The sequence below is a fragment of the Haladaptatus halobius genome (assembly GCF_020618475.1).
GTDB classification, from domain to species: domain Archaea; phylum Halobacteriota; class Halobacteria; order Halobacteriales; family Haladaptataceae; genus Haladaptatus; species Haladaptatus halobius.
This window is the reverse complement of record NZ_CP085336.1, coordinates 187,429-206,898: the sequence shown is the minus strand read 5'-3', so window position 1 is coordinate 206,898 and position 19,470 is coordinate 187,429. Positions and strand designations below refer to the sequence as shown.

The window sequence follows — 19,470 nt, the reverse complement described above, 5'->3', positions numbered from 1 at the left end:
CCTCCCGTGGGGGTATCCTCGCTGCTGATCGTTTGTGCTGTTGTTACTTCGTCATCTTCCCGAAGCTCAGGTGGGACCTGGTCTTCAGTAATTGCAAATGCGTTACGCCATGCTGCCCATATCAATACGAGAGAGACTATTAGCCCCCATACGACTGACCAAAGGTACAACAGAGCGTTTCCCGCTGTTACTGTTTGTTTGTTAACTAAAAGAATGACTGGCGGGTTCATTACGATCGTGAACAATATGAAAAAGCCAGTTGTTAGCTTCCCAGCACGTGTTTTTGGTAACATACCACAGGATTTGCTAACGTAGTACTTGAGTATTGTGTCCAAATATTTCTTGATTCGGGCACACAGAAAATCTACTCGACTCTACCATCAACAATCTCGATTTCCCAACCTTACTGATGAATTCAAAGCTGGGGTCAAGAATCTATCAGCTAAATAGGTCACCATCAATCAGAAACACAATCGTTAGATTCGTCTCTCACTTACGCTTTCGCGGAGAATTACTATCTTCTTGGAAGCAAGATTGCGCCAACTGACCATATTCCTGCCGAATACAATCATCAATGCATTAGATCACCCGACACGCTCCAGGCTTCTTTTTGCGAATCTCTCCGTCTTCCGCAAGTCTGTACGAGATCTCATACGCTGTCCAACGAGGCCACCCAAATTCCTTTTCAATCTTACTTATCATGTAGGGTTCAATCGGCTTCATCACCCTAGTATATCTGCTGGGTTACGCTCCTGGACAAACTCCCCTCATTCTCCTCGTTTTTCAGGCATAGTTCTCTCTTTACGTCACCCAGTGATTAAAACAATGCCTTACTGACATAAGTAGGAAGATTGGAACCGGGTGCTGATCTACCCAGTGCGTTTCGACACGCTCGAGAGTACTGTTCTTCCTAATGTAAGACCATGAGTACCAAAACACCAGCAGACCGTGACGCTGACGAGACGGCACAGAACTGCGCACAGGCCGAACAGTTCTCCGTCGACATCGATGCCCCCGGAATAATCGAAGTGACTAACGAGAGCCACGAGAACCCCGCAGACCACCGTACGTGGTCGCCATCGACGACGTGACCAATGAACTGATGGCCTGTACGTGTCCGCATCACGTCCACCGGAGCGCCTTCTGTAAGCACATGGCTGCCGTCGAAACCGCAACTGACGATTGGACGCTCGAGGCTTTCCCCTCGGAGGCCGAAGACGATACCGAACCAGAAGACTGTGACTGCGATGGCCTCGGTGGCTTTCCGTGCTGCCGTGCGTGCAAATGGGACAGACGGGACTGCCGAACTAACCACCGCTTCAGTCTTTTTATCGAGGTCACATCGGTTAACGTTCTCAGCTATCACTGATCAGATTGGTCTTATTATAAGTTTACTTCCCGTCTTTATATGGTTGCGAAAGACGATAACCTCTAGCGAATCTTGAGCTTTAGGTGTGAACACGGACATCACTAGCAAAATATCCGAAATTCTCACCACGTAGCACTGCGTGCCAAGACAAATACTAATAATGCCGCGAACAACGACCCAAGAATCGCCTCAATTCCGGATAGAAGTTGTGTCCACGCCCCAACCGGATGAAGATTACCATAGCCGAGCGTGGAGAAGGTGATCACACTGAAGTAAATACTTCGGAACAAGACTTCCCCTATCCACCAGAGGGGAGCAGCCTGAGGGCGCTCAAATGTATATGTAATGGTTCTCTCTCCACTTACTTGCTGAACACCACCAATTAACGGATATAACAAGCCACACAAGAAAATAAATGCCGCTGAAACAGCAAGAACACGATACGGGCTCGTACCATACAACATCACCCATCGTGAGAGTTCATACTTGATTGCATGCCCATACTCACCCTCATCCCAAGCGAGCCGGCGGCGGACGTCCTTCTCTTGCTGGTAACTACGCCGAGTCAATGCAGGAAGTGAGTTATCCTGGTAGATCTGTTGGAGTTCACGATATACCCATGCGGCGGCCTGTAGTGGATGAGTTTCATAGAGCGTTCTCGGTGCTATCTCTCTCTCTTTTTCATAAATCGAATATTCGCCAAAATCCGTATCCCTATTCACATAAACATTCGAAAATATTGCTCCGTTAAGCTGAGTATTGACGAGATTTGCACTTCGAAGATCTGTTTCAGAAATAAGTGCACCCTCGAGATCTCCACCACTAAAATCGGTATATATTGCAGTTGTTTCTTTCAATCTTGCCAATTTTAGATCCGAATTCGAGAAATCAGTTGCCCGAAGGTCCGCTCGAGTGAAATCAGCATTAACCAACGAAATATCGTTAAGCCAACTAATATTTCTAAGCGCCGCTTCTTTAAGGTATGCTCCATCAATATGTTCCCCCGGTTCCGGTTTTAATTCCTTTAAGTTTTCAATTGATTTTCCCAGCTCTTTTGCGTGCCAAACGCAGCGATCACGGTCACCCCAAACCGGCCGATAGCAGACCGATTCTGGAATACTTTCGTGTATTAACGCGATATCAGGGCTGTACCCACACCGGTTAGATGGTTGCTCATTGGATGTCATCTGTTGGTCAATGCGATACCTATGCGCCATACCGTTATTGGTTTGACTTCGGCACTTGTGAATGACAGGAGCGGTTTAGCTGACTACAGACGCTAAGCCCCTTCTTTAACGAGTGACCGATAGGAGCGAGTAGGATACGATAGTTCATTGGAACCACATAGCTATTAGAAGATCATGCCGTGACGTGGTCGAATCCCTCGTGGAAGTCGTGTATCGAAACACGTCCGGTTCCCAAGGTCGTCGCCTTCTCACGTAACCGCTGGGCAATTTCCTCACCAGGGTCACCATACACGTCAATCGATTCGAGCTCAATGAACTCACCGATCGGGGGGAATTTGGGGCCAGTAACGTCCATGTGATATTCCAGCGTTGCTGGATCGTCGTGTATGTGGACAACCGTCATTTGTTCCCCGTCGCTGTTGAAGTAGACGTCGTACGACAGGATGTCTGGCTCGTTGGCTTCGACGAAGTCGGCCAACTCCGCCATGGCCGGCTTGAGCTCGTCCAGTTTCCCGTCATGCACCGATGATCGGTCAACGTAGAGGATGAGATTAGTCATTCTGGTACCACCGGCGGAGTTCGATCCGTGGATCGATGCGTGTCATGTGTGACCACCGATCAGATTTCGACGGGCTAACTAATAATTCCACCTGCACGCAGTAATCGCTATGTGTGCGGCAGATGGTCAGCAGAGTAAGTTTAGCAAGGGACCGGGGGGACGTACGATGATGCGACGGGGAAAAGTACTGCTGAAGTCTGAACGGGATGAAGTACAAGTCACGCCGTTCAACGGAACGTCAGCAAGGGAGACGTTCAACATGATACGCCAGACGGCCATCTCCAAGCGGTCGAATACTTTACAGAGTGTCGATGATGCAGGGATCGAGCCGAGATTAAGGGCGTCACGGATGCGGGGCATCTCGATGAGTTCGTCAACGAGGTCACGGTACGTGGTCGTCTTTTTGACCTTCAGACAGAGCAAGACAACGTATTGGCGGAATATGGAACCGTTTCCGCGAATACCGGGTCGAGAACCGTACCACAGCACGGCGAGCTATGATCATAGCACGTTCAACAAACCGAAGGAGTCGTGACTTTGGGAGAGCATCCATCTTACCTCGCGCTACTTACTTGTCATGTTTCTCAGCAAGGGTTTCAACAAGGCCGGACGGAAGGAACTGCCGAACGAACCATCGCTTCAACCCTTTTTAGTCATGTCATGGTAATTGACGCTCTCGGATCTAATCGACCAGCGAACGTTCACAGAGCGTGTAAATGCGGCGCCCGACGATATCTTCATGCGTCGAGGAAGGCAATGACCAACGACAAATACCGTTGTTCACAGTGTTATGACGCGAAAGAGCTACAGTGATCCTAACCAAACTACATAGGAAGACCAGTGACCCGAATAGCCTCTCATGCACAAGAACACGACCAAGCTAGCCTCACAACAGAACTCCGGAGATGGGGAATTACTAGCATTGGTGTTCTCTTAGCAATATTGATCATTGTAGAGTCATTGCTGCATGTAAACGGTGTTTGGCTAATTCATATCGTAGAACTGTGTCTCGCTGGAACACTCATCTATGGCGGCTATCAGCTCACACAGGGCAATATCGACTCACAACGGCGCCAGACAATCGAAAAATGGTGTTTTCTGGGAATCATTCTGTTCAGCAGCGCTACCACGATAGCGATTTTTATTGACGAGATCCGTACCGGTGACCTCACTAGTGGTCACTTTCGAATCCAAACGGTACTGATCAGCAGTGCGTTGTTAGGTTTCGTTGTGGGCACCGTCAATACAATTGGGTCATCCTATTCATCTCCCTCAAAGGCGAAAAAAGCGAGTAGACATGATGTAAACGAGGATATCAAAGAGCACATTTCACAGGAGGTGCTTGAGCGGTGGCTTGTTCTTTTAGCCGATCAGCATTATCGGCATATCCTTCGAGTAGTAGCGAAGGCACCGGATGGTGTGATGACAATTGATGAGTTAGGTAATTCTCTCGTTAACAAAGAGTTCGCAGAACCACAACAAGCAACGATCCGTCTCCGTCACGCTATCCTCCCTAAACTCTCAGATTCTGGGCTTTTGGACTACGATGAGCGAACTAATACAGTTCGATATTGGAGGCAACCAGCATTTGAGCAGTTGTTTGAACTCGTCAATAGTTATGAATCGGATTCAGACGAAAACCAGCGGCGTAACTGATACTATATTTATTACTTCTCGTTGAGGGCTAGTGCCGTCTCTGCTCGACCGGGCGCGAACATATAGCAGTGGACGTCGCTGCTAAGTCCCCCCCCAATATGGCGTATTTTGCAAACCAATCAAGCCAATCATGGCGAATGGGCAGTCAGTGGATCCTTCCAAATGGCAATTACCGCTAATGAAGATTGAGGCGGTTCACTCCCTACCGATGAGCCATCCGCCCCATGCGTACAGACTAAGTGCAGCAAGCACAGCCGCCAAGTGCAGTTCGGATACCCAATACGGTAGTGCAATCGTATCTCTAAGTCCAGCGAGTAGTAGTGATAGAATCGGAATATCCCTCCCCCGTGTTGTGTCAGGATCTATATTGTCTGATGCCACCGGATAGGGGTTTCTCGCAGACTCACCGACCGGGAGACGGTCGGCCTCATAGGGTAACGCTTGCACGGTGTAACTTGCGACGACACTTCCGTTACGATGGACTTCGACGACCCTGTTGTTCCGGCTATCCGTAATCAGGGTATTTCCGTCCGGTAAGCGGTCAGCGTCTCGTGGCCAGTCGAATGCAATACCGTCCGCCTCGGTGAGCACCCAAACTACTTCCCAGTCACCATTGTCGTTACGATGGAGCTCAACAACTCGATCGTTCTCACTATCGGCGACCACCACAGCGCCATCGCCGAGCCACTGCGGATTGTGTTGTTCGTACATGATTGACGGATCTCGATCTTTATTGATCACCTCGACGACCCCCTCCCCACGTTCGATTACGAGAAGTTGATTCGCGTTACGCACGGAGACGAGGTAGCGTCCCTCACCAATACGGTCAACGTCGTTGATATGGAGCCAGTCCTCTCTCGTAGGATCATCAGGTGCTTCGTAGTAGCTACTCGCGTTCCATGTCCACGTCCGTTCTCCGGTCGACATATTGAGCGTGAAGATACTCTCGTACTCCATGTCGGCCACAAGCAACTCGCCGGAGGGTGTGATCTCTGCGTCATGTACCTCGCTATCCTTGCGCGTCCGCACTGGGTAGGTCCACTCGTCAACAACGTGCGGTTCGGGTTCTGGTTGAATGATGCGCACGCCTGTCCGCTTGCACGGTGGTTCGTATTGGCCACATTCTTTGTAGCCACCGGCGGCGAATGTCGCAAGCACTGATCCATTCTCGAGGTAGCTGACATCAGTGTAGCCAATTGCGTTTCCAATCGACCATGAGACAGTACCATTGCCATCAAGCATCGTCACGTTTCCGCCTCGGCCAGGCCCTTGAACGCCGACGAGCGTACCGTTTGCGGTGTCTGCGTCGGGAGTGACGTTCGTCGTGTCGGCTGCAAATATCCAACTACCGCCGAACGTCAACACGACGAGCAGCGTGCCAGTGGCGATTAGAATTATCCCGCGTCTGAAAGGGTCTGTGAGCAGGTTTATGGGTGAAGGGTTGTCAGGGGCTGCTTTATCTATCACAACGGGGTACCTCCGTTTGGACTAGATAATTTGCCAGAAGGTAAATAAACGGCCTTTATTTTAGGAGCACAAATGATAAAGTGTGATAATAGAGAAATGCTGAGAATCACGTATCAACGACCTCATCCCCGATAAAGGCGTCAACGTGATCACGTGACAGTCAACGGTGTGAAAGATGCAACATACCGATTACTCAACCGTCGACGATTATCACGTCCTATCTGAGAAATTCGACATTAGATGATTTGACCGTAGCGTCTGCACTGACCGGACGAACGGCGAATTGGGCGCCAAGTGAGATAAGAAACCGATGAATTTTCTGGCGCTCAATCTTGTCCACATCATGATAGACGAGACATTCGTCGACGATGCTTGCCAAGGGTACGTCATGACCCCACTGAAGCAGATAGTGAATCTGTAAACTTCACTCAAAATCTTCAGATCCCCATCCCCGAGGATAAGCAACGCAACCCCGGCGAGACCATTGTCACCGGTTCGATAAAAGAGGGGGTCAAAGATATGCTTGAAGGCACTATCGAGGCCGAAGAAGAGTAAGGATAGGAATTCAGCTAGTGGTGTTCCCCCACCGATTGAACAGCCACATCGGCGGAAGAGATACGCGATGATCGCGATCTGCATGCCGATGTTCGTGATTATAAATCATTATCTCCCCCAGCGATCGGATAGTCTCACCCAGGGCGAATACCCAGTATTGCTTCGAAGATTCAATTGAATTCATTACTGATAAGAGAGGTTATATCTCGTTTGGCAAACTCGACGTCTCGGAATGAGGGTAGGTTATAAATTAAGATTACATTTGCTTTTCACAATCGTCGGTCAGTTCCGGCGTCGCTGCTCATTCTCGGTGAAATCCGGGATGTCTTGTTCCTTGGTCTCGCCTTCTCTGACTTCCGATTGATCGATTTCTTGTTGTCGCTCTTCTTCGGCAGCGCGCTCGCGGGCCTCCTGTTGAGCCTTCTCGACTTCCTCTTCTTCCTCGTCTGTGGTGTACCAATACTGGGCGGTATAAGTAACTTTTCAGGCTACTCTGTGCGCTGCTCTTCATCGACGGGTTTTTCCTCTTGGTCAACCAGTACGAATAATTCATTCCATTCGCCGGTGGAGGAAATCTGGTCACGAAGATCTTCCATCGCACCAACGGTGACTGCATCTCCCACGACGTCCATCACAACCCGGGCGTGGTGCACAGCATCCCCACGTTCATCCTCAGGACTATAGTCGCCCTTCTCGACGATTCGGTCGATGAACTCATCCCACTCGAATGACTCGACGGTGTCTATTTTTGAGAGATGATGTCCAACCTCGTCGGGGAGCAGTGCCGCGATGTTCTCAGCTCCACCTGGCTCAATTCGTTGACTGAGTGCCTCAAGTGTAATTCGCGTCGTCTGGACAGCGTCCTCACGCGATGAGAGTTGTCCTCGGTTCTGTACTTCGCCGATGAAGGTGTTGTAATCCATACAAGTTTTAATTCGGGCTGGATTTCAATAGTTACTCTGCCCAATTCTTTTCATGGACTCGACAGCGATCCCCAGGCAGACTCCAATAAGACACTACAATTGCGCCTGATTGGATCATATCAGCAGATCGCCTTCGAACGAACGAACGGTCAACACGGAAATCCAGAAGACATTCGACGAACACGATTAGGCAGAGGTCGTCATCGTGCAAATCCAATACAGCCGCGGTTAATTCGAATCGCCTGAGTCAATCACGGTAATCGCAAGTCGAACGGCCGACGGGAGTAATCCTCCGAGGATTGCTGACGATCTCGACCAGCGGATCAGTGAGGCAACCAAGAGAGAGGTAGATGTACGTGTTCGTTTCATAGAGTATCAGCGTCCCATTAGCGATGACCGTGAACGGACGAATCCGATTCCTCTCTCTGACGTATTCCCGAAGATCTACAATTGATATGTACGGCGGTTTCGTTACATCTGTAATATGTTTCCGCCGTAAGGGGAACGCCGATACGGGCTGAGCTGAGCGAGATGACGATCTGTTATTCAAGGATTTGTTACTGAAATATATAGTTTCAATATATGTTAATTTTTTATTGCATGTGTGGAGGGTACCTTATCTATTTGAACTGCAAGAGTCGAAAGACTGATCATAACCTTCCGCTTCTACTCACTTCCGTTGATCCTCAGAACGAAGTTGTTGTGAATCCTGATCGTCATCATCGGTATCGGTAGATTCACTGAATTCCAACGCGTTAAGCGCCTCTATAAGATGCTTTTCCACAGAGACTATCATTAATCGATATAGAAGATATGCGGATCCGGCGAAAAGCAGTAATTCGAGCAAATACCACTCGATAATTTCGATCAGTGAAAGTTCCTCAAGAACAATACTCTGTGCAATCAGAAGGAAGCCGAGTGCGAGTACGAGTATAACAACCGGGGTTAATATCACCAATAAGCAAATGACAAAGATCGTGCTCTGAGTGATGACTTTCGAGATTTCGAACTCGGTCATATCAGTCTTCGCCATTTCTAACTCCCCTTTTCTAAACTGGAGAAAAGCTACGTCGTGGATTGTTGTAAATCCCCCTATAAATTCCGAATTTGACTCCGCTAGTCATTGGAAGAGCAACGATCGAAATCGTTCGATGATCCGGATTCTGAGATCCACCTTCTTCTCCTTCACTGTAAACCCTCTGTATAAGTTTAAAATATAAAAAATAAACTCTGCTTTACGGATGGGATAAAAGAGACGAAAGTGTTGAGGTCAAACCTATACCGAATCGTATTACATTTGGCTCCTAGGTAGACACTGAAATTACAAATGAGTCCACTTGTTGATCCACATTTTCGAACTATCCTTATTATCTAATTAACTATTGCTATCACATCAGCGATTGATGTGATCACCGCTCTTGGTCTTGCCCTCTTAATCGACAATCCATCACTAACGGTTCCTGAGCTCCTCTTTTTCGAAGTAGAGGCGTAGGTACTCTGGGTCGGTCTTATTATAATTTTACTACTTGTCTACATTCGAACGCAATAACAGTAACCCCTAGCCAATCCCAAACCCTCCTTGTTTCTTGTGACCGCGCCATAGAACTAATTGGAACTCAGCACTTATGTCCCATATGACTGCGAAAATTGGTCGGAGTCAACTCCGGATTGCGATACTTCTGAGTGGATTTGTGTTCGTCCTAGGTGGCATCACGTACGTCGGTATCCAACTCGTAGAAACAGGACCCACTGAGGTACAAAACCCGTCAGAGATCAGTTCGTGTAAAGCGATCCACGAACCTGGCCGATACGAACTCACAGCAGATATCAAGGACAGCAGCACTAACAAATGCATTAGAATTATGTCAAGTGACGTCGTGCTCAATGGAAACGGACATTCGATCGACGGGACAGGCGCGTTCGGAACCGGAGGCGTACTTGTCGGATCATTCGAAGCACAGACCTCGAACGTCACCGTTCGGAACGTGAACGTGACTGACTGGGACGATGGCATCCGCTATATTCACGTTACAAACGGAACGGTCGCAAACACAGTCACCGAAAACAATCGCGTCGGTCTTACATTACTCAGTTCGAACCAGACCACAGTTTTAAACAATACCGCCACTGAGAACGCAGTTTATGGGATATCGCTTCAGGAAACAAGCCATAGCAACATGGTCACGAACAACACTGCGGCATCAAACGCGTTGTTTGGCATACATCTCGTTCGGAGTGGGGTGAGAAACAATACGATCGTATCGAACGCTGCTTTGAACAACGAATATGGTATCGTTCTCATTGGTGCTAACACGAACGCAGTTGTCAACAACGATGCCACTGCGAATCGGATTGCTGGCATCTGGTTGTCCGAAGCAGACGATAACCGGCTTTCAAATAATACCGTCTCAAACCGATTCTATGGGATCTATCTCGGCGATCAGTCGAACCGGAATTTGCTTTCGACTAATACCGCTACTCGAAATGCCGTCGGCATTCGTCTTCTTCACAGCGACGGCAACGCTGTCACCGGCAATACCGTTACGGATAGTGGTGTGCAAGGAATACTCCTAATTGCAAGTAATGATACCATCGTCACTGACAACCGACTATCGAATAACTCCGCCGCCATCGTGCTGATACGGTCGAAAAACAGTACCCGGTCAAACGATTTGAATGAGAAACCCATAACTCCTCGATAAGGGTAGGGTACCGGGGTAGTTGTACTTCCGCTTAGTACAGTGTGAAGTATGTTCTTGTTCCCGGAGTTAAACAAAGTGAAAGTATCTCATGCTTTATATTCGTGTGTTCCGACTTCGCCGACGAATATACCGAAAGCTGGGTTACGAAGCGCTCACGAGGTGTTTGAACGAATTCGCGTTGCGGCTGTCGGAGAAGGCCGGCTCAAATGTCGAGAGAGCTTGTTTGAACCACGGCGGGAGACGAGTAACCCCGAGCACAGTATGAAAACATCAGGACTGCACCGGGAACCACCGTTCGATCTCATTACCTACTGCTCGCTGACCAGTCAGCGAGCGCAGGGAAAAGTTGCCAAGCCGAGAAGGCCACTGGGTTAGCTATTCCTCTCCCTCCTTGACCTCAGTATCCGGGGTCTGTGACCGAACTATTCAGTGCTTTGATAGCATTAGTTCGGTTGAGAATACTGGAAATGCTGGGTTTGCTTACTCAAGTCCGTCCTGCCATCGGCAAAGTGGCTTCTGTGTAACCTCAGGGAGCAGAGTGTACTCGTACACTTGACTTTGTCGAGTACGCGAAGTGCGCCATCTTCCAGTCAACGTTGGCAGGTCGCACCGTTTCTGCGGTCATCCTTTGGATGAGGAAAATCTCCGCCCCTGATTTTCGAATGGTAGGAACGAGCCGTTCCCGAACGCCCATGACCTCAAATTTCTCAGTCTATCTTTAGACAGTTTCATTGGATATCGTCTATTTTCATGTTGAAGGTATGCAAAGCATGCGTGAATTCGTGGTAAATGAGATCCTCGTCCGCAACATCCAGTCCAAGTTCGTTCAAATCTCGCCCGATACGGCTGAGGTCACCCTTATTACTCCCGACAGCCGCGATGTGAATGTTCTCTTCACCGGTCATTATCTCGCGAACTTTGACCACGCCTGGAACTTCACGGGCTTCCTTTGCCAGTTGTTCGCGCTTCGGGATCGGGGCAGTGCAAATGATAAGCGCGTACAGATCATACCCTACCTTCTCATAATCAACGTCGACATCGTAGCCCCGAATGATCTCTTCATCCTCGAGGATTTTGATTCGATTGCGAACGGTACTCGATGAGACATCCATACGCTCGGCGATATCGTTTGACGACGTGTGGCGGGCGTCTTTCTGTAGTTCGTAAAGGATTAGCTTATCTAATTTGTCGAGTGTACCGTTTTTCATATGCTGATTATCTTGTAGAACGGGAATGAAGGTTTTGGATGGAGAGGAGTACTCTCGTTTCGACGTGAGACGAATTTGGATTCTGACGTAATATACCGCTGGTCTATGCCGTCACCACTATCTCAGCTCTTTACTAGTCGTTTCAGAAAGGGTCGCGGATTCAGGTGGACGGCAATCACTGGTTTGATATCGCCAGCGGCGTTACGCAGTATCTCGGTATCGGTTCGTCAGTACTCTGTCTCCTACCCGCCAAGGAACTCCGTACTTGCTGTGCGTTCACTGCAATCGTCAACGACACTGAGAAGGACCACTGAGGATTGGATTTATCTCAGAAATCACGAGCGGCTTCTCCACCGAAGATATCTTTCTCCAGTCTCAAACCGAGTTGGGGACAATCTGTGAAATTTATCGCCTTTATTTTTCGAAACGGGATTAAAATAGGTCATTTTTTATGCTTTCGTCCCCAACCATGCCCATGGCACTCCCTCACGACTTGATCGAGGTGAAAGGTAATCAGGACATGAAAAGCATGAATCGACAAACAATTAATATGAGCAGCACCAGACGACGACCGGAAGAAGGGGACATCTGTATCATTGGCGGCAATCACGTCGGTCACAATATCGCAAATAGACTCGCCACCAGAGGGACATCGATAACCCACATCGACCCGATACCGCCGAGTGACCCGCCCCCTGACCTGACGGTTCACGAAGTCGTATCGCTTGATGCCACTGCACTCGTTGACGCGGATTTGAGCGAGAAGACAACCGTTCTCGTCGTACAACCGAAAGACAGGACAAATCTATTGATGGCACAGCTGGCCCGAACACAGTACGACGTGAGTCGGATCATTGCTCGAGTGAACGACCCGCGACGGGTCGTAGCGTTCGACGACATCGGTATCGAGACGGTCGATGCGTCGGCCGCCCTCGGTCGTGTGATCTCAGAGCGATTGTAATGCCCCGATACACAGTCCAAGCGCTTATACGAATGGTATCGATCGCAGAAGCCACCGTGGAGGGGACACAATGGTGAAACATCTCGAACGGGATCTCGGACTCGGCTCTGTGTTCGCCATCAGTATTGGTGCGATGATCGGGAGCGGCATCTTCATTCTGCCCGCACTGGCGCTCAAGCTCGCTGGCCCCGCAGTAGTTTTGGCGTATTTACTCGCTGGGGCATTAGTCGTCCCCGCCGCACTCTCGAAATCTGAAATGGCGACCGCGATGCCTGAAGCCGGTGGTACGTACATCTATATCGAACGAGGAATGGGGCCGCTACTGGGGACGGTCGCGGGCGTTGGAACGTGGTTTTCGCTGATGTTCAAGAGCGCACTCGCACTGGTCGGCGGGGTTCCGTACCTTGTGTTGCTGTTTGACCTGCCAGTAAAGCCCGTCGCTTTGGGTCTGGCAGCGTTTCTTATCGGCGTGAATCTGCTCGGGGCGAAACAGACGGGCCGACTTCAAGTCGGCATCGTTGTCATCATGCTCGCTGCGTTAGGCTGGTTTGTCGCGGGAAGCGCCGGGAGCGTCAAACCGACTAATTACGAACCGTTCTTCGTTGGGGGTTGGGAGGGACTCCTCGCGGCAACTGGACTCGTGTTCGTTTCCTACGCCGGCGTCACGAAGGTCGCCAGCGTCGCTGAAGAAATCGAGAACCCAGGGAAAAATATCCCGCTGGGAATCATCGGATCACTCGTCTTCACGACGTTGCTGTACGTCGCGATTGTCGCTGTGATGGTTGGAGTGACGGAGGCTGGCAGTGTAGCGGGGTCACTCACGCCGGTAGCTGTCGCTGCGGAAGCAACACTGGGGAACAAGGGCGTGCTCGCGGTCATCGGTGCGGCGATTCTCGCCCTCGTGTCGACCGCAAATGCGGGCGTTCTTTCTTCGTCGCGCTATCCGTTCGCAATGAGCCGCGACCGCCTCGTCCCGACCTCGTTTGCAACAGTCAGCGAGCGCTTCGGTACACCGACGAAGGCCATCACGCTAACTGGCGTTATCGTGCTCGTTCTCATCGCCTTTGTCCCTATTCTCGAGATTGCCAAGCTGGCGAGTGCGTTCCAGATTCTCGTGTTCGTGCTGGTGAACCTCGCAGTCGTCGCCTTCCGTGAGGGAGGCACCGACTACGCCCCCGTGTTCGAGTCACCGCTCTATCCGTGGATGCAGGGGTTTGGCGCACTCAGCGGCCTCGTGTTGCTCACGCAGATGGGGTTCGTTGCACTCGCAGGAGCCGTCGTCATCACCCTCGGGAGTTTCAGTTGGTATGTCGTCTACGCGCGGCAGCGCGTCCGGCGCGAGGGGGTCGCCACTGACGTTGTCAGGCGACGAGTTGGACGCAACGTGCTTGCGGAGACCGAAACGCTCGTCACCGGAAAAACGGAAGATGGTACCCTCGTCGAGCGAGACGGTAACGAGGTGTTGGTCGCGCTCACCCGCGAAGCGAGTATCGAACGCGAACGATCACTATTGCGATTCGCCGCCGATCTCGTCCGATCACGTGACGGTCGCGTGGTCGTAATCCGGTTCGACGAAGTCCCCGATCAGGCCCCACTCGACCACGCGGCAGAAGTCCAATCGCCGGCCGATGTTCGATTCGAACAGCAAACTAACGCGCTCGCCGCCGAATTGGACGTAGATGTCGAGTATGGCGAGATCGTTAGCCACGACACGAAACGTGCTATTGTCAATTTCGCAGGTTACCGCGGCGTTTCTGCCGTCGTCGCCGAGCACGAGCGGCTTCGTCTGCGGTCGCGGCTGCTGGGCGATCCGATCGATTGGGTCGTCAGACACGCTCCTTGCAATGTGCTACTGATCGAGAATCGGGGCTACGACCGACCTCAGCAGATCGTTCTTGCCAGCGAAGGTGGGCCGTACGACCCCACGATGAGCGCTATTGCCAATTCCATCGCTCGGGAGACCGACGGTCAGGTCATCTTCCAGTTCCCAATGGGTGACGAACAACCAAATCAGCGGCGACAGACCATAGAGACCTACCAGGCGGAACTCGCCGAGTTGTTCTCGGTTCCAGTCAGCATGCACGTCCTTCGGACTGACGGCGGCGATAAACTACCGGATCCAGATATTGTGATTCGCCGGGGTACGGATAATCGGCTGCGGGGTGGCAGCGAATCCCACAAAAGAACCGCGGTTGACTGCACCGAAGTGACAGTTTACCCGCATGAGTCGCGGAGTCCTGGCCTCCTCCGACGACTGGTCGAACGTATCGTCTTCTAACTTACTGAACCGCCCCGGTCTTTTGGCCAGCGATTCACAGCCAGTTCATCAGCGACTAAGTACCGTCCATCGAAATCGCAGGCAAAACAACCTCGCGTTCTCAAATCATAGTATCAATATTTCACGTTCTCACCATCCATGGCTGGTACCTGCGACTGAACTAGGGTATCCGCCGTCGGCCGAAACCGAAGCACCTGACATGTGTTAGCGTCAGGTGCTACCTGCCAACCGACTGCATCGACATGGGCTTCAACCCTCTTCTGGAACAGCATGAGCAACGACGATGACGAATTGGAACAGCGGAAGGAGGATATGTGGTGTATGGACGAAGTCCGAAGTGGAGGTGGTGCTTGACTAAGGATATACTTGTATCTTGGTCCCCAAGTAGGAGTATGGGGGTTTCACACGTGCTCGTCCCACTGGACGGGTCACCGTTAGCTGACGAGGCGCTTGTTCATGCACTCGATACCTTTGATTGTCGAGTGACGGTACTTTATGTAATTACGCCCATCGATAGTTCGATGAGCGAAGGTGGTGTTCTTGCCCCCGGCAAGACGCGTCACGATGCAGCCCAAGAGCAAGCAAATGACGTAATTGACCAAGCGAGACGACGTACCGCCGAGGCCGATCAGCGTGTTGACACAGTTGTGGAGACCGGTGACCCTGCTGAGACGATCATCACCTACGTCGACGAACACGACATCGACCACGTTATCATAGGTAGTCACGGTGGTGCACAGAACGAACTTACCCGGCGTCTCCTCGGAACGGTCGCAACGGTGGTTGTTAGCAAGACGACTGTACCTGTGACGGTCATCCGATAGTCAACATACACGCCATCGTTTCTCGTGGTTATCTACGGCTATTTGACCGCTCTCACGAAATATGATTTAAGTAGTCAACTTGACTATGTTGATCAGAGCCTGATCGATAAGTAGTTGGCAGTGGCGTAGAATAAGTCTCAAGGTCTAGTTCGGTGGATTCCAGATGGGATGGTTCATATAAACTGAGGGTAATTTGGCTATTTTATCCCTTCTATAGTGGTGAAAATCATCCACTCCGTGGAATCAAGATCGGATAGTACAGCGTTTGTGAATAGTTCTGCACCACTGCCCAAGTAGTTCCATACATTCACAATGTGAGTTGACCGTTTTCATAACCCCTGGAACGGCGGGCCAGCGCTCGGCGCTGGACTGGCCGTCCTCGCCGATCATTACAACCAACATCGACCGAATCAGGCACTCAACCACTACACCCAGTCGAAGAAGTTCTCAACCGATGACTTATTAGTGTCGAAATCACCGAATTACTTAATGAAGTGGAGTTCAAATGTATGCATACGAACTCCAATGGTAACTGATCCCCTTACTACCATTGTCGTCATCCTAGCAATAGGGATCGGAGTAACGTTCACGTACTTCGGCTATTCGTTTGTGACACGACTCACATCGCTCTTCGGCGGGCTGGGCGGAGCTCTGGCCGGTAGTTTCGTCGCGCAGCATTTTCTTCCATCCACGTTCGGCACTACTGCCGCCTTTGACTTAGTTCTCATCTCGTTCGGTGGGGCTATTGTTGGCGGCATAGTGGGTAGTTACGTCGCTCGCTCGCTCCAGCGAGTTGCCATCATCGTGGCCTGTTTCACTATCTCTTCATCCATTTTTTACTGGTTGCTGACCCATTCTGAACAATTTGGATCAATTCCCGGTCTGTCGCTCTTCACCAATCCGTTCCCTCCGCTTGCCGCTTCGGTACTCTTCGGTGGATTTGTGGGTCTTCTCGTCTGGAAGTTTTACTTCCTGTTTCTGGTCGGCGCGACGAGTCTTGTCGGGGCGAGCCTTCTCCAGCAGTTCGCTCTCCACTGGAGCACACAGCTTCCAGTTTTCCAGGGAGATACCTGGACGACACTTGGAACAAACTTCGTATTCTTGCTTCTTCTTATTGGGTCAGGCATCGTCGTTCAGTACCGACGATACCGTAGTATCCATCCCCGACGGTATCTTCGCCGTGCAACGACCTACCGACTGCACTAATTCCCTCCTGTCTTTCCTCCACTTCAGTGGCGTGTCGTTCAATGACGTGATGCCCTGTTCAGGGTGGTTGAATCCAAACTGCTCGGCATCGATGATCTGGCCATCGACGAGAGTGAGTCCACCGTCGGCGTTCTGGACCTTGTAGCTGGAGAGCTGCTGTAGAAAATGCGACTAACGATAGGATGCTTGAAGCCTTTCCCTCGGACAACGACGACGAGATTCCGAATCGGCAGAGTGCGACTGTGACGGCCTGAATGGCTTCCCGTGCTGGCCCTGCGTGAGAACGGGACGGAAGGAACTGCCGAACTAACCTCGATCTCTTATTTACATATCGTCGATAACCGCTACCGGAACTCACCGATCAGCGAACACTATAGTGTCTACAGGGGAGCGACTGAAGAGCAAGGTTTCCACTCTTTTGTGTCACAATCACACTACTGGATTTAGCTGTTCGTCGCTGATTCAGCGTGCTGGAGAGTGATCGTCCCCCGGCTGTCGACCGTGACGTGATACGAGTCGTAGATGAATTCAACCTGACCGTCGGTTTCACGCGGCGTACCATCCATTTGTGGCTTAAACAGTGCATCAAGGGCTTCTGGATCGATAAATCCCGCCAAGAGTGCCAGCTCGGCAGGATCGGCGTTGTTAAGTGATGCAACAGTCTTGATGAGTTCCTCGCTGACGCTGTCTGTGATGGGATCAAATTCCAGATAATGGGGGGTAGTGGTTACCTGCTCCCTTTTCTCGGTATCCAGCGGAGTGTCATTACTCATGGTAAAATACGGACGGATAGTTTATAGCATGGTACTTAAACAGAATACCGGATATATTTGGTGGTGTCAACACTGTCCATTAAATTGGGATCTGTCGCGCAAAACAGTCCGTTAAATCTAGAATATAGCAACTATCATAGAGGCAGCTACCAGGTAGGACTCTTAATTTGATGGCCTGTTGCATGATGATGCTGGATAGCACATCGATTTACCTCATCAGACGAATTATCTTTGGTGCTAACCATCCACCAACACTCCACGCAACAGAGGATCCTCTCTTCCATCGTAGGCTCCATTCCAACAAACCATAGGTTTCTACACGGTTCTGCTGAAGCTCTCAGGGCGTGGCAGGAATGGTATGCTGAATAGAGAGCATCTATATCGCACGACGATGGTGTTTATTTCAGGTCTTTTGTTCTGGATCAGCTGGTCATGGGTTTGCGGACAGATCGTTGTCTTTACACAACGTTACAGTGGAAATTCGGATAGAAGGACGCGCAAAGGATGGTGCTGACCGAGATCACAGTTCAACTGGTATTTCAAGATCGGGATCGGCATCGATGAGAGCCGAAAGGTGGGGCTGTAACTGGTCGAACTGCGCCGTTGGTTTCACCAGTCGCTGCTTCGGATCGTATTCGATGACCCCTGTATCTTCCAGTTTTGGGAGATGTACGTGATACAGCGAACTCTTGATCTGTGTGAGTTCCTCGTCAGAAGCCTCTGAAAGTGGCGTGTGATGATTGTATTTAACGATCATCATTGTGAGTTCGTTCAGCGTTACTGACCGCTGTTGATCTGCGAGTACGGCAAGAACAATGCGACGGTGTTGGTCTCCACACGCTTTGAGAACCGTGTCGACTTCAATACTATCCCCACTCATTACGACAAACTCAGATGATTTGCGATATTCAGAGTGACTTTTTACTATACAAATCGTTTTTAAGGCTGTCTATTGGGGTCAATCCTTTGTTTCAGAAAGCGTCCGTCCGAGGATGTGATTGATACCACGTCGGAGTCGAGACGCAACTGCCTGCTGTGTAATCCCGAGGTCGTCCCCGAGTTCTTCCATTGTCACCTCACGTGGTGAGTTGAAATATCCGCGATCGTAGGCAAGCACCAGCGCCTCCTGTTGCGTCTCGGTCAGCGCTGCCTCTGTCTCCGACTCTACCGGAGTGAGCGCCTGAAGTTTTGTCAGTGTAATTGGGATATCTAACTCTCGACAGCGTTGCTGGAAGTCCGCAATATCGCTTCGATCGTCGCCACGAATGTCGAACGTCCACTGATGTTTAGTGCCGACTGCTTTAATGAGCGGGACGTCCGTCTCGATCAGCGTACTCAGAACGCCGTTATACCCCAGCGCCCACTCGACACGCAATAAATATTCATCCTCGACGGAATCGACGAGGTGGATGCTCTTTACTCCCGGATGGTTGATAAACGCATCCTCGATGTCATCAACTTTTGTCCCTCGAACCCAGAAGTAGGGAATCACCACGTCTTGCGCCGGGATAAGGCGCTCCAATTCGACTGTCACTTCCGGAAGCTGATTGAATACGCTCCCCAAAGGGAATTGGTCAGAAGGGATCGTAAACGTCGCTTCAGTAGCCATTGTCCAAATTGATGCACGCCGACGTACATACCTATCACGGATGTCACTGACACTGAAAGCGAAATGAGAACTGATAGTAGCCCGAAAAGCCTCGAAGGTGAGCACATCCAATTTCCTCTGGTTCTTTCACCGTGACTGAGACATAGACCCTCCATATTGAACGATTTGTATCCTATGAGAACCAGTACGCTGA

At 50.5% G+C, this 19,470-nt stretch carries 19 protein-coding genes and 2 pseudogenes; 11 read left to right on the top strand and 10 right to left on the bottom strand.

All coding sequences use genetic code 11. From position 1 onward, the window contains the following. Positions 1-923 precede the first annotated feature (923 nt). Together LIW51_RS17720 and LIW51_RS17715 are read left to right on the top strand one after the other, a co-directional pair. Positions 924-1,091, top strand: coding sequence for a hypothetical protein (locus tag LIW51_RS17720; protein WP_227377790.1), 168 nt, complete (start codon positions 924-926; stop codon positions 1,089-1,091). Beyond that, the gene (locus tag LIW51_RS17715; RefSeq protein ID WP_227377789.1) at positions 1,070-1,369 is read left to right on the top strand and encodes an SWIM zinc finger family protein; all 300 of its coding nucleotides are present in this window, start codon (positions 1,070-1,072) and stop codon (positions 1,367-1,369) included. The genes LIW51_RS17720 and LIW51_RS17715 overlap by 22 nt, the downstream gene beginning before the upstream one ends. 122 nt (positions 1,370-1,491) lie before the next feature. Here LIW51_RS17715 and LIW51_RS17710 read toward each other — a convergent pair whose 3' ends face one another. The 3 genes and pseudogenes from LIW51_RS17710 to LIW51_RS17700 all read right to left on the bottom strand — a co-directional run. Continuing rightward, the gene (locus LIW51_RS17710) at positions 1,492-2,556 is read right to left on the bottom strand and encodes a pentapeptide repeat-containing protein (RefSeq protein WP_227377788.1); all 1,065 of its coding nucleotides are present in this window, start codon (positions 2,554-2,556) and stop codon (positions 1,492-1,494) included. 172 nt (positions 2,557-2,728) lie between these two features. After that, complete coding sequence (locus tag LIW51_RS17705; protein WP_227377787.1) at positions 2,729-3,115, bottom strand: hypothetical protein; 387 nt, start codon at positions 3,113-3,115, stop codon at positions 2,729-2,731. Between the two features lie 219 nt (positions 3,116-3,334). After that, positions 3,335-3,668 (bottom strand): annotated as a pseudogene (locus LIW51_RS17700) (IS5/IS1182 family transposase); the annotation flags it as partial. A 287-nt stretch (positions 3,669-3,955) separates the two neighbouring features. On the opposite strand from LIW51_RS17700, the gene LIW51_RS17695 reads away from it, so the two are divergent. Beyond that, positions 3,956-4,771 carry a hypothetical protein gene (locus LIW51_RS17695; protein WP_227377786.1) on the top strand — a complete coding sequence of 272 codons (816 nt, stop codon included), beginning with the start codon at positions 3,956-3,958 and terminating at the stop codon, positions 4,769-4,771. A gap of 195 nt (positions 4,772-4,966) precedes the next feature. Here the strand turns inward: LIW51_RS17695 and LIW51_RS17690 are convergent, their stop codons facing one another. Then, a complete protein-coding gene (locus tag LIW51_RS17690) occupies positions 4,967-6,238 on the bottom strand; it encodes an aryl-sulfate sulfotransferase (RefSeq protein ID WP_227377785.1) in 1,272 nt (423 codons plus the stop codon). A gap of 372 nt (positions 6,239-6,610) precedes the next feature. Here LIW51_RS17690 and LIW51_RS17685 point away from each other — a divergent pair, with 372 nt between their 5' ends. Beyond that, positions 6,611-6,793 (top strand): hypothetical protein, encoded by a 183-nt coding sequence (locus LIW51_RS17685; protein WP_227377784.1) that lies wholly within the window; start codon positions 6,611-6,613, stop codon positions 6,791-6,793. A gap of 488 nt (positions 6,794-7,281) precedes the next feature. Here LIW51_RS17685 and LIW51_RS17680 read toward each other — a convergent pair whose 3' ends face one another. Both LIW51_RS17680 and LIW51_RS17675 read right to left on the bottom strand, forming a co-directional pair. Then, entirely contained in the window at positions 7,282-7,716 is a 435-nt protein-coding gene (locus LIW51_RS17680; protein ID WP_227377783.1) for a DUF2267 domain-containing protein, read from the bottom strand. A 670-nt stretch (positions 7,717-8,386) separates the two neighbouring features. After that, positions 8,387-8,734: a hypothetical protein gene (locus tag LIW51_RS17675; protein WP_227377782.1), complete on the bottom strand. Its 348-nt coding sequence runs from the start codon at positions 8,732-8,734 to the stop codon at positions 8,387-8,389. Positions 8,735-9,341: 607 nt separating this feature from the next. Here LIW51_RS17675 and LIW51_RS17670 point away from each other — a divergent pair. Then, complete coding sequence (locus LIW51_RS17670; protein WP_368411822.1) at positions 9,342-10,418, top strand: right-handed parallel beta-helix repeat-containing protein; 1,077 nt, start codon at positions 9,342-9,344, stop codon at positions 10,416-10,418. 728 nt (positions 10,419-11,146) lie between these two features. Here the strand turns inward: LIW51_RS17670 and LIW51_RS17665 are convergent. Next, the gene (locus LIW51_RS17665) at positions 11,147-11,626 is read right to left on the bottom strand and encodes an Lrp/AsnC family transcriptional regulator (RefSeq protein WP_227377780.1); all 480 of its coding nucleotides are present in this window, start codon (positions 11,624-11,626) and stop codon (positions 11,147-11,149) included. Between the two features lie 164 nt (positions 11,627-11,790). Between LIW51_RS17665 and LIW51_RS17660 the strand changes: the two genes are divergently transcribed. From LIW51_RS17660 to LIW51_RS17635, 6 genes and pseudogenes are all read left to right on the top strand, one after another. Then, the gene (locus LIW51_RS17660; protein WP_227377779.1) at positions 11,791-11,940 is read left to right on the top strand and encodes a hypothetical protein; all 150 of its coding nucleotides are present in this window, start codon (positions 11,791-11,793) and stop codon (positions 11,938-11,940) included. A 161-nt stretch (positions 11,941-12,101) separates the two neighbouring features. Next, positions 12,102-12,587: an NAD-binding protein gene (locus LIW51_RS17655; protein WP_227377778.1), complete on the top strand. Its 486-nt coding sequence runs from the start codon at positions 12,102-12,104 to the stop codon at positions 12,585-12,587. A 73-nt stretch (positions 12,588-12,660) separates the two neighbouring features. Beyond that, positions 12,661-14,865, top strand: coding sequence for an amino acid permease (locus tag LIW51_RS17650; RefSeq protein ID WP_368411841.1), 2,205 nt, complete (start codon positions 12,661-12,663; stop codon positions 14,863-14,865). A 392-nt stretch (positions 14,866-15,257) separates the two neighbouring features. Continuing rightward, positions 15,258-15,689, top strand: coding sequence for a universal stress protein (locus LIW51_RS17645; RefSeq protein ID WP_227377776.1), 432 nt, complete (start codon positions 15,258-15,260; stop codon positions 15,687-15,689). Between the two features lie 18 nt (positions 15,690-15,707). Then, a pseudogene (locus tag LIW51_RS17640) lies at positions 15,708-15,800 on the top strand (IS6 family transposase); the annotation flags it as partial. A gap of 378 nt (positions 15,801-16,178) precedes the next feature. Next, a complete protein-coding gene (locus tag LIW51_RS17635; RefSeq protein WP_227377775.1) occupies positions 16,179-16,895 on the top strand; it encodes a hypothetical protein in 717 nt (238 codons plus the stop codon). 443 nt (positions 16,896-17,338) lie between these two features. Here the strand turns inward: LIW51_RS17635 and ddfA are convergent, their stop codons facing one another. The 3 genes from ddfA to LIW51_RS17620 all read right to left on the bottom strand — a co-directional run bounded on the left by ddfA (position 17,339) and on the right by LIW51_RS17620 (position 19,277). Next, positions 17,339-17,668, bottom strand: coding sequence for a DdfA family disk-determining factor (ddfA, locus tag LIW51_RS17630; protein WP_227377774.1), 330 nt, complete (start codon positions 17,666-17,668; stop codon positions 17,339-17,341). A 520-nt stretch (positions 17,669-18,188) separates the two neighbouring features. Continuing rightward, positions 18,189-18,548 carry a DUF7344 domain-containing protein gene (locus LIW51_RS17625; protein WP_438267387.1) on the bottom strand — a complete coding sequence of 120 codons (360 nt, stop codon included), beginning with the start codon at positions 18,546-18,548 and terminating at the stop codon, positions 18,189-18,191. Between the two features lie 78 nt (positions 18,549-18,626). Beyond that, positions 18,627-19,277, bottom strand: a complete 651-nt coding sequence (locus LIW51_RS17620) for a helix-turn-helix domain-containing protein (protein WP_227377772.1) — start codon at positions 19,275-19,277, stop codon at positions 18,627-18,629. Between the last annotated feature and the right edge of the window lie 193 nt (positions 19,278-19,470).

Bases quoted from the DNA above. Each gene is read 5' to 3' on its own strand.
- LIW51_RS17720 (WP_227377790.1), top strand. From the start codon at position 924: ATGAGTACCAAAACACCAGCAGACCGTGACGCTGACGAGACGGCACAG.
- LIW51_RS17710 (WP_227377788.1), bottom strand. From the start codon at position 2,556: ATGACATCCAATGAGCAACCATCTAACCGGTGTGGGTACAGCCCTGAT.
- LIW51_RS17705 (WP_227377787.1), bottom strand. From the start codon at position 3,115: ATGACTAATCTCATCCTCTACGTTGACCGATCATCGGTGCATGACGGG.
- LIW51_RS17680 (WP_227377783.1), bottom strand. From the start codon at position 7,716: ATGGATTACAACACCTTCATCGGCGAAGTACAGAACCGAGGACAACTC.
- LIW51_RS17675 (WP_227377782.1), bottom strand. From the start codon at position 8,734: ATGACCGAGTTCGAAATCTCGAAAGTCATCACTCAGAGCACGATCTTT.
- LIW51_RS17670 (WP_368411822.1), top strand. From the start codon at position 9,342: ATGTCCCATATGACTGCGAAAATTGGTCGGAGTCAACTCCGGATTGCG.
- LIW51_RS17665 (WP_227377780.1), bottom strand. From the start codon at position 11,626: ATGAAAAACGGTACACTCGACAAATTAGATAAGCTAATCCTTTACGAA.
- LIW51_RS17655 (WP_227377778.1), top strand. From the start codon at position 12,102: ATGGCACTCCCTCACGACTTGATCGAGGTGAAAGGTAATCAGGACATG.
- LIW51_RS17645 (WP_227377776.1), top strand. From the start codon at position 15,258: ATGGGGGTTTCACACGTGCTCGTCCCACTGGACGGGTCACCGTTAGCT.
- LIW51_RS17635 (WP_227377775.1), top strand. From the start codon at position 16,179: ATGAAGTGGAGTTCAAATGTATGCATACGAACTCCAATGGTAACTGAT.
- ddfA (WP_227377774.1), bottom strand. From the start codon at position 17,668: ATGAGTAATGACACTCCGCTGGATACCGAGAAAAGGGAGCAGGTAACC.
- LIW51_RS17625 (WP_438267387.1), bottom strand. From the start codon at position 18,548: ATGAGTGGGGATAGTATTGAAGTCGACACGGTTCTCAAAGCGTGTGGA.
- LIW51_RS17620 (WP_227377772.1), bottom strand. From the start codon at position 19,277: ATGGCTACTGAAGCGACGTTTACGATCCCTTCTGACCAATTCCCTTTG.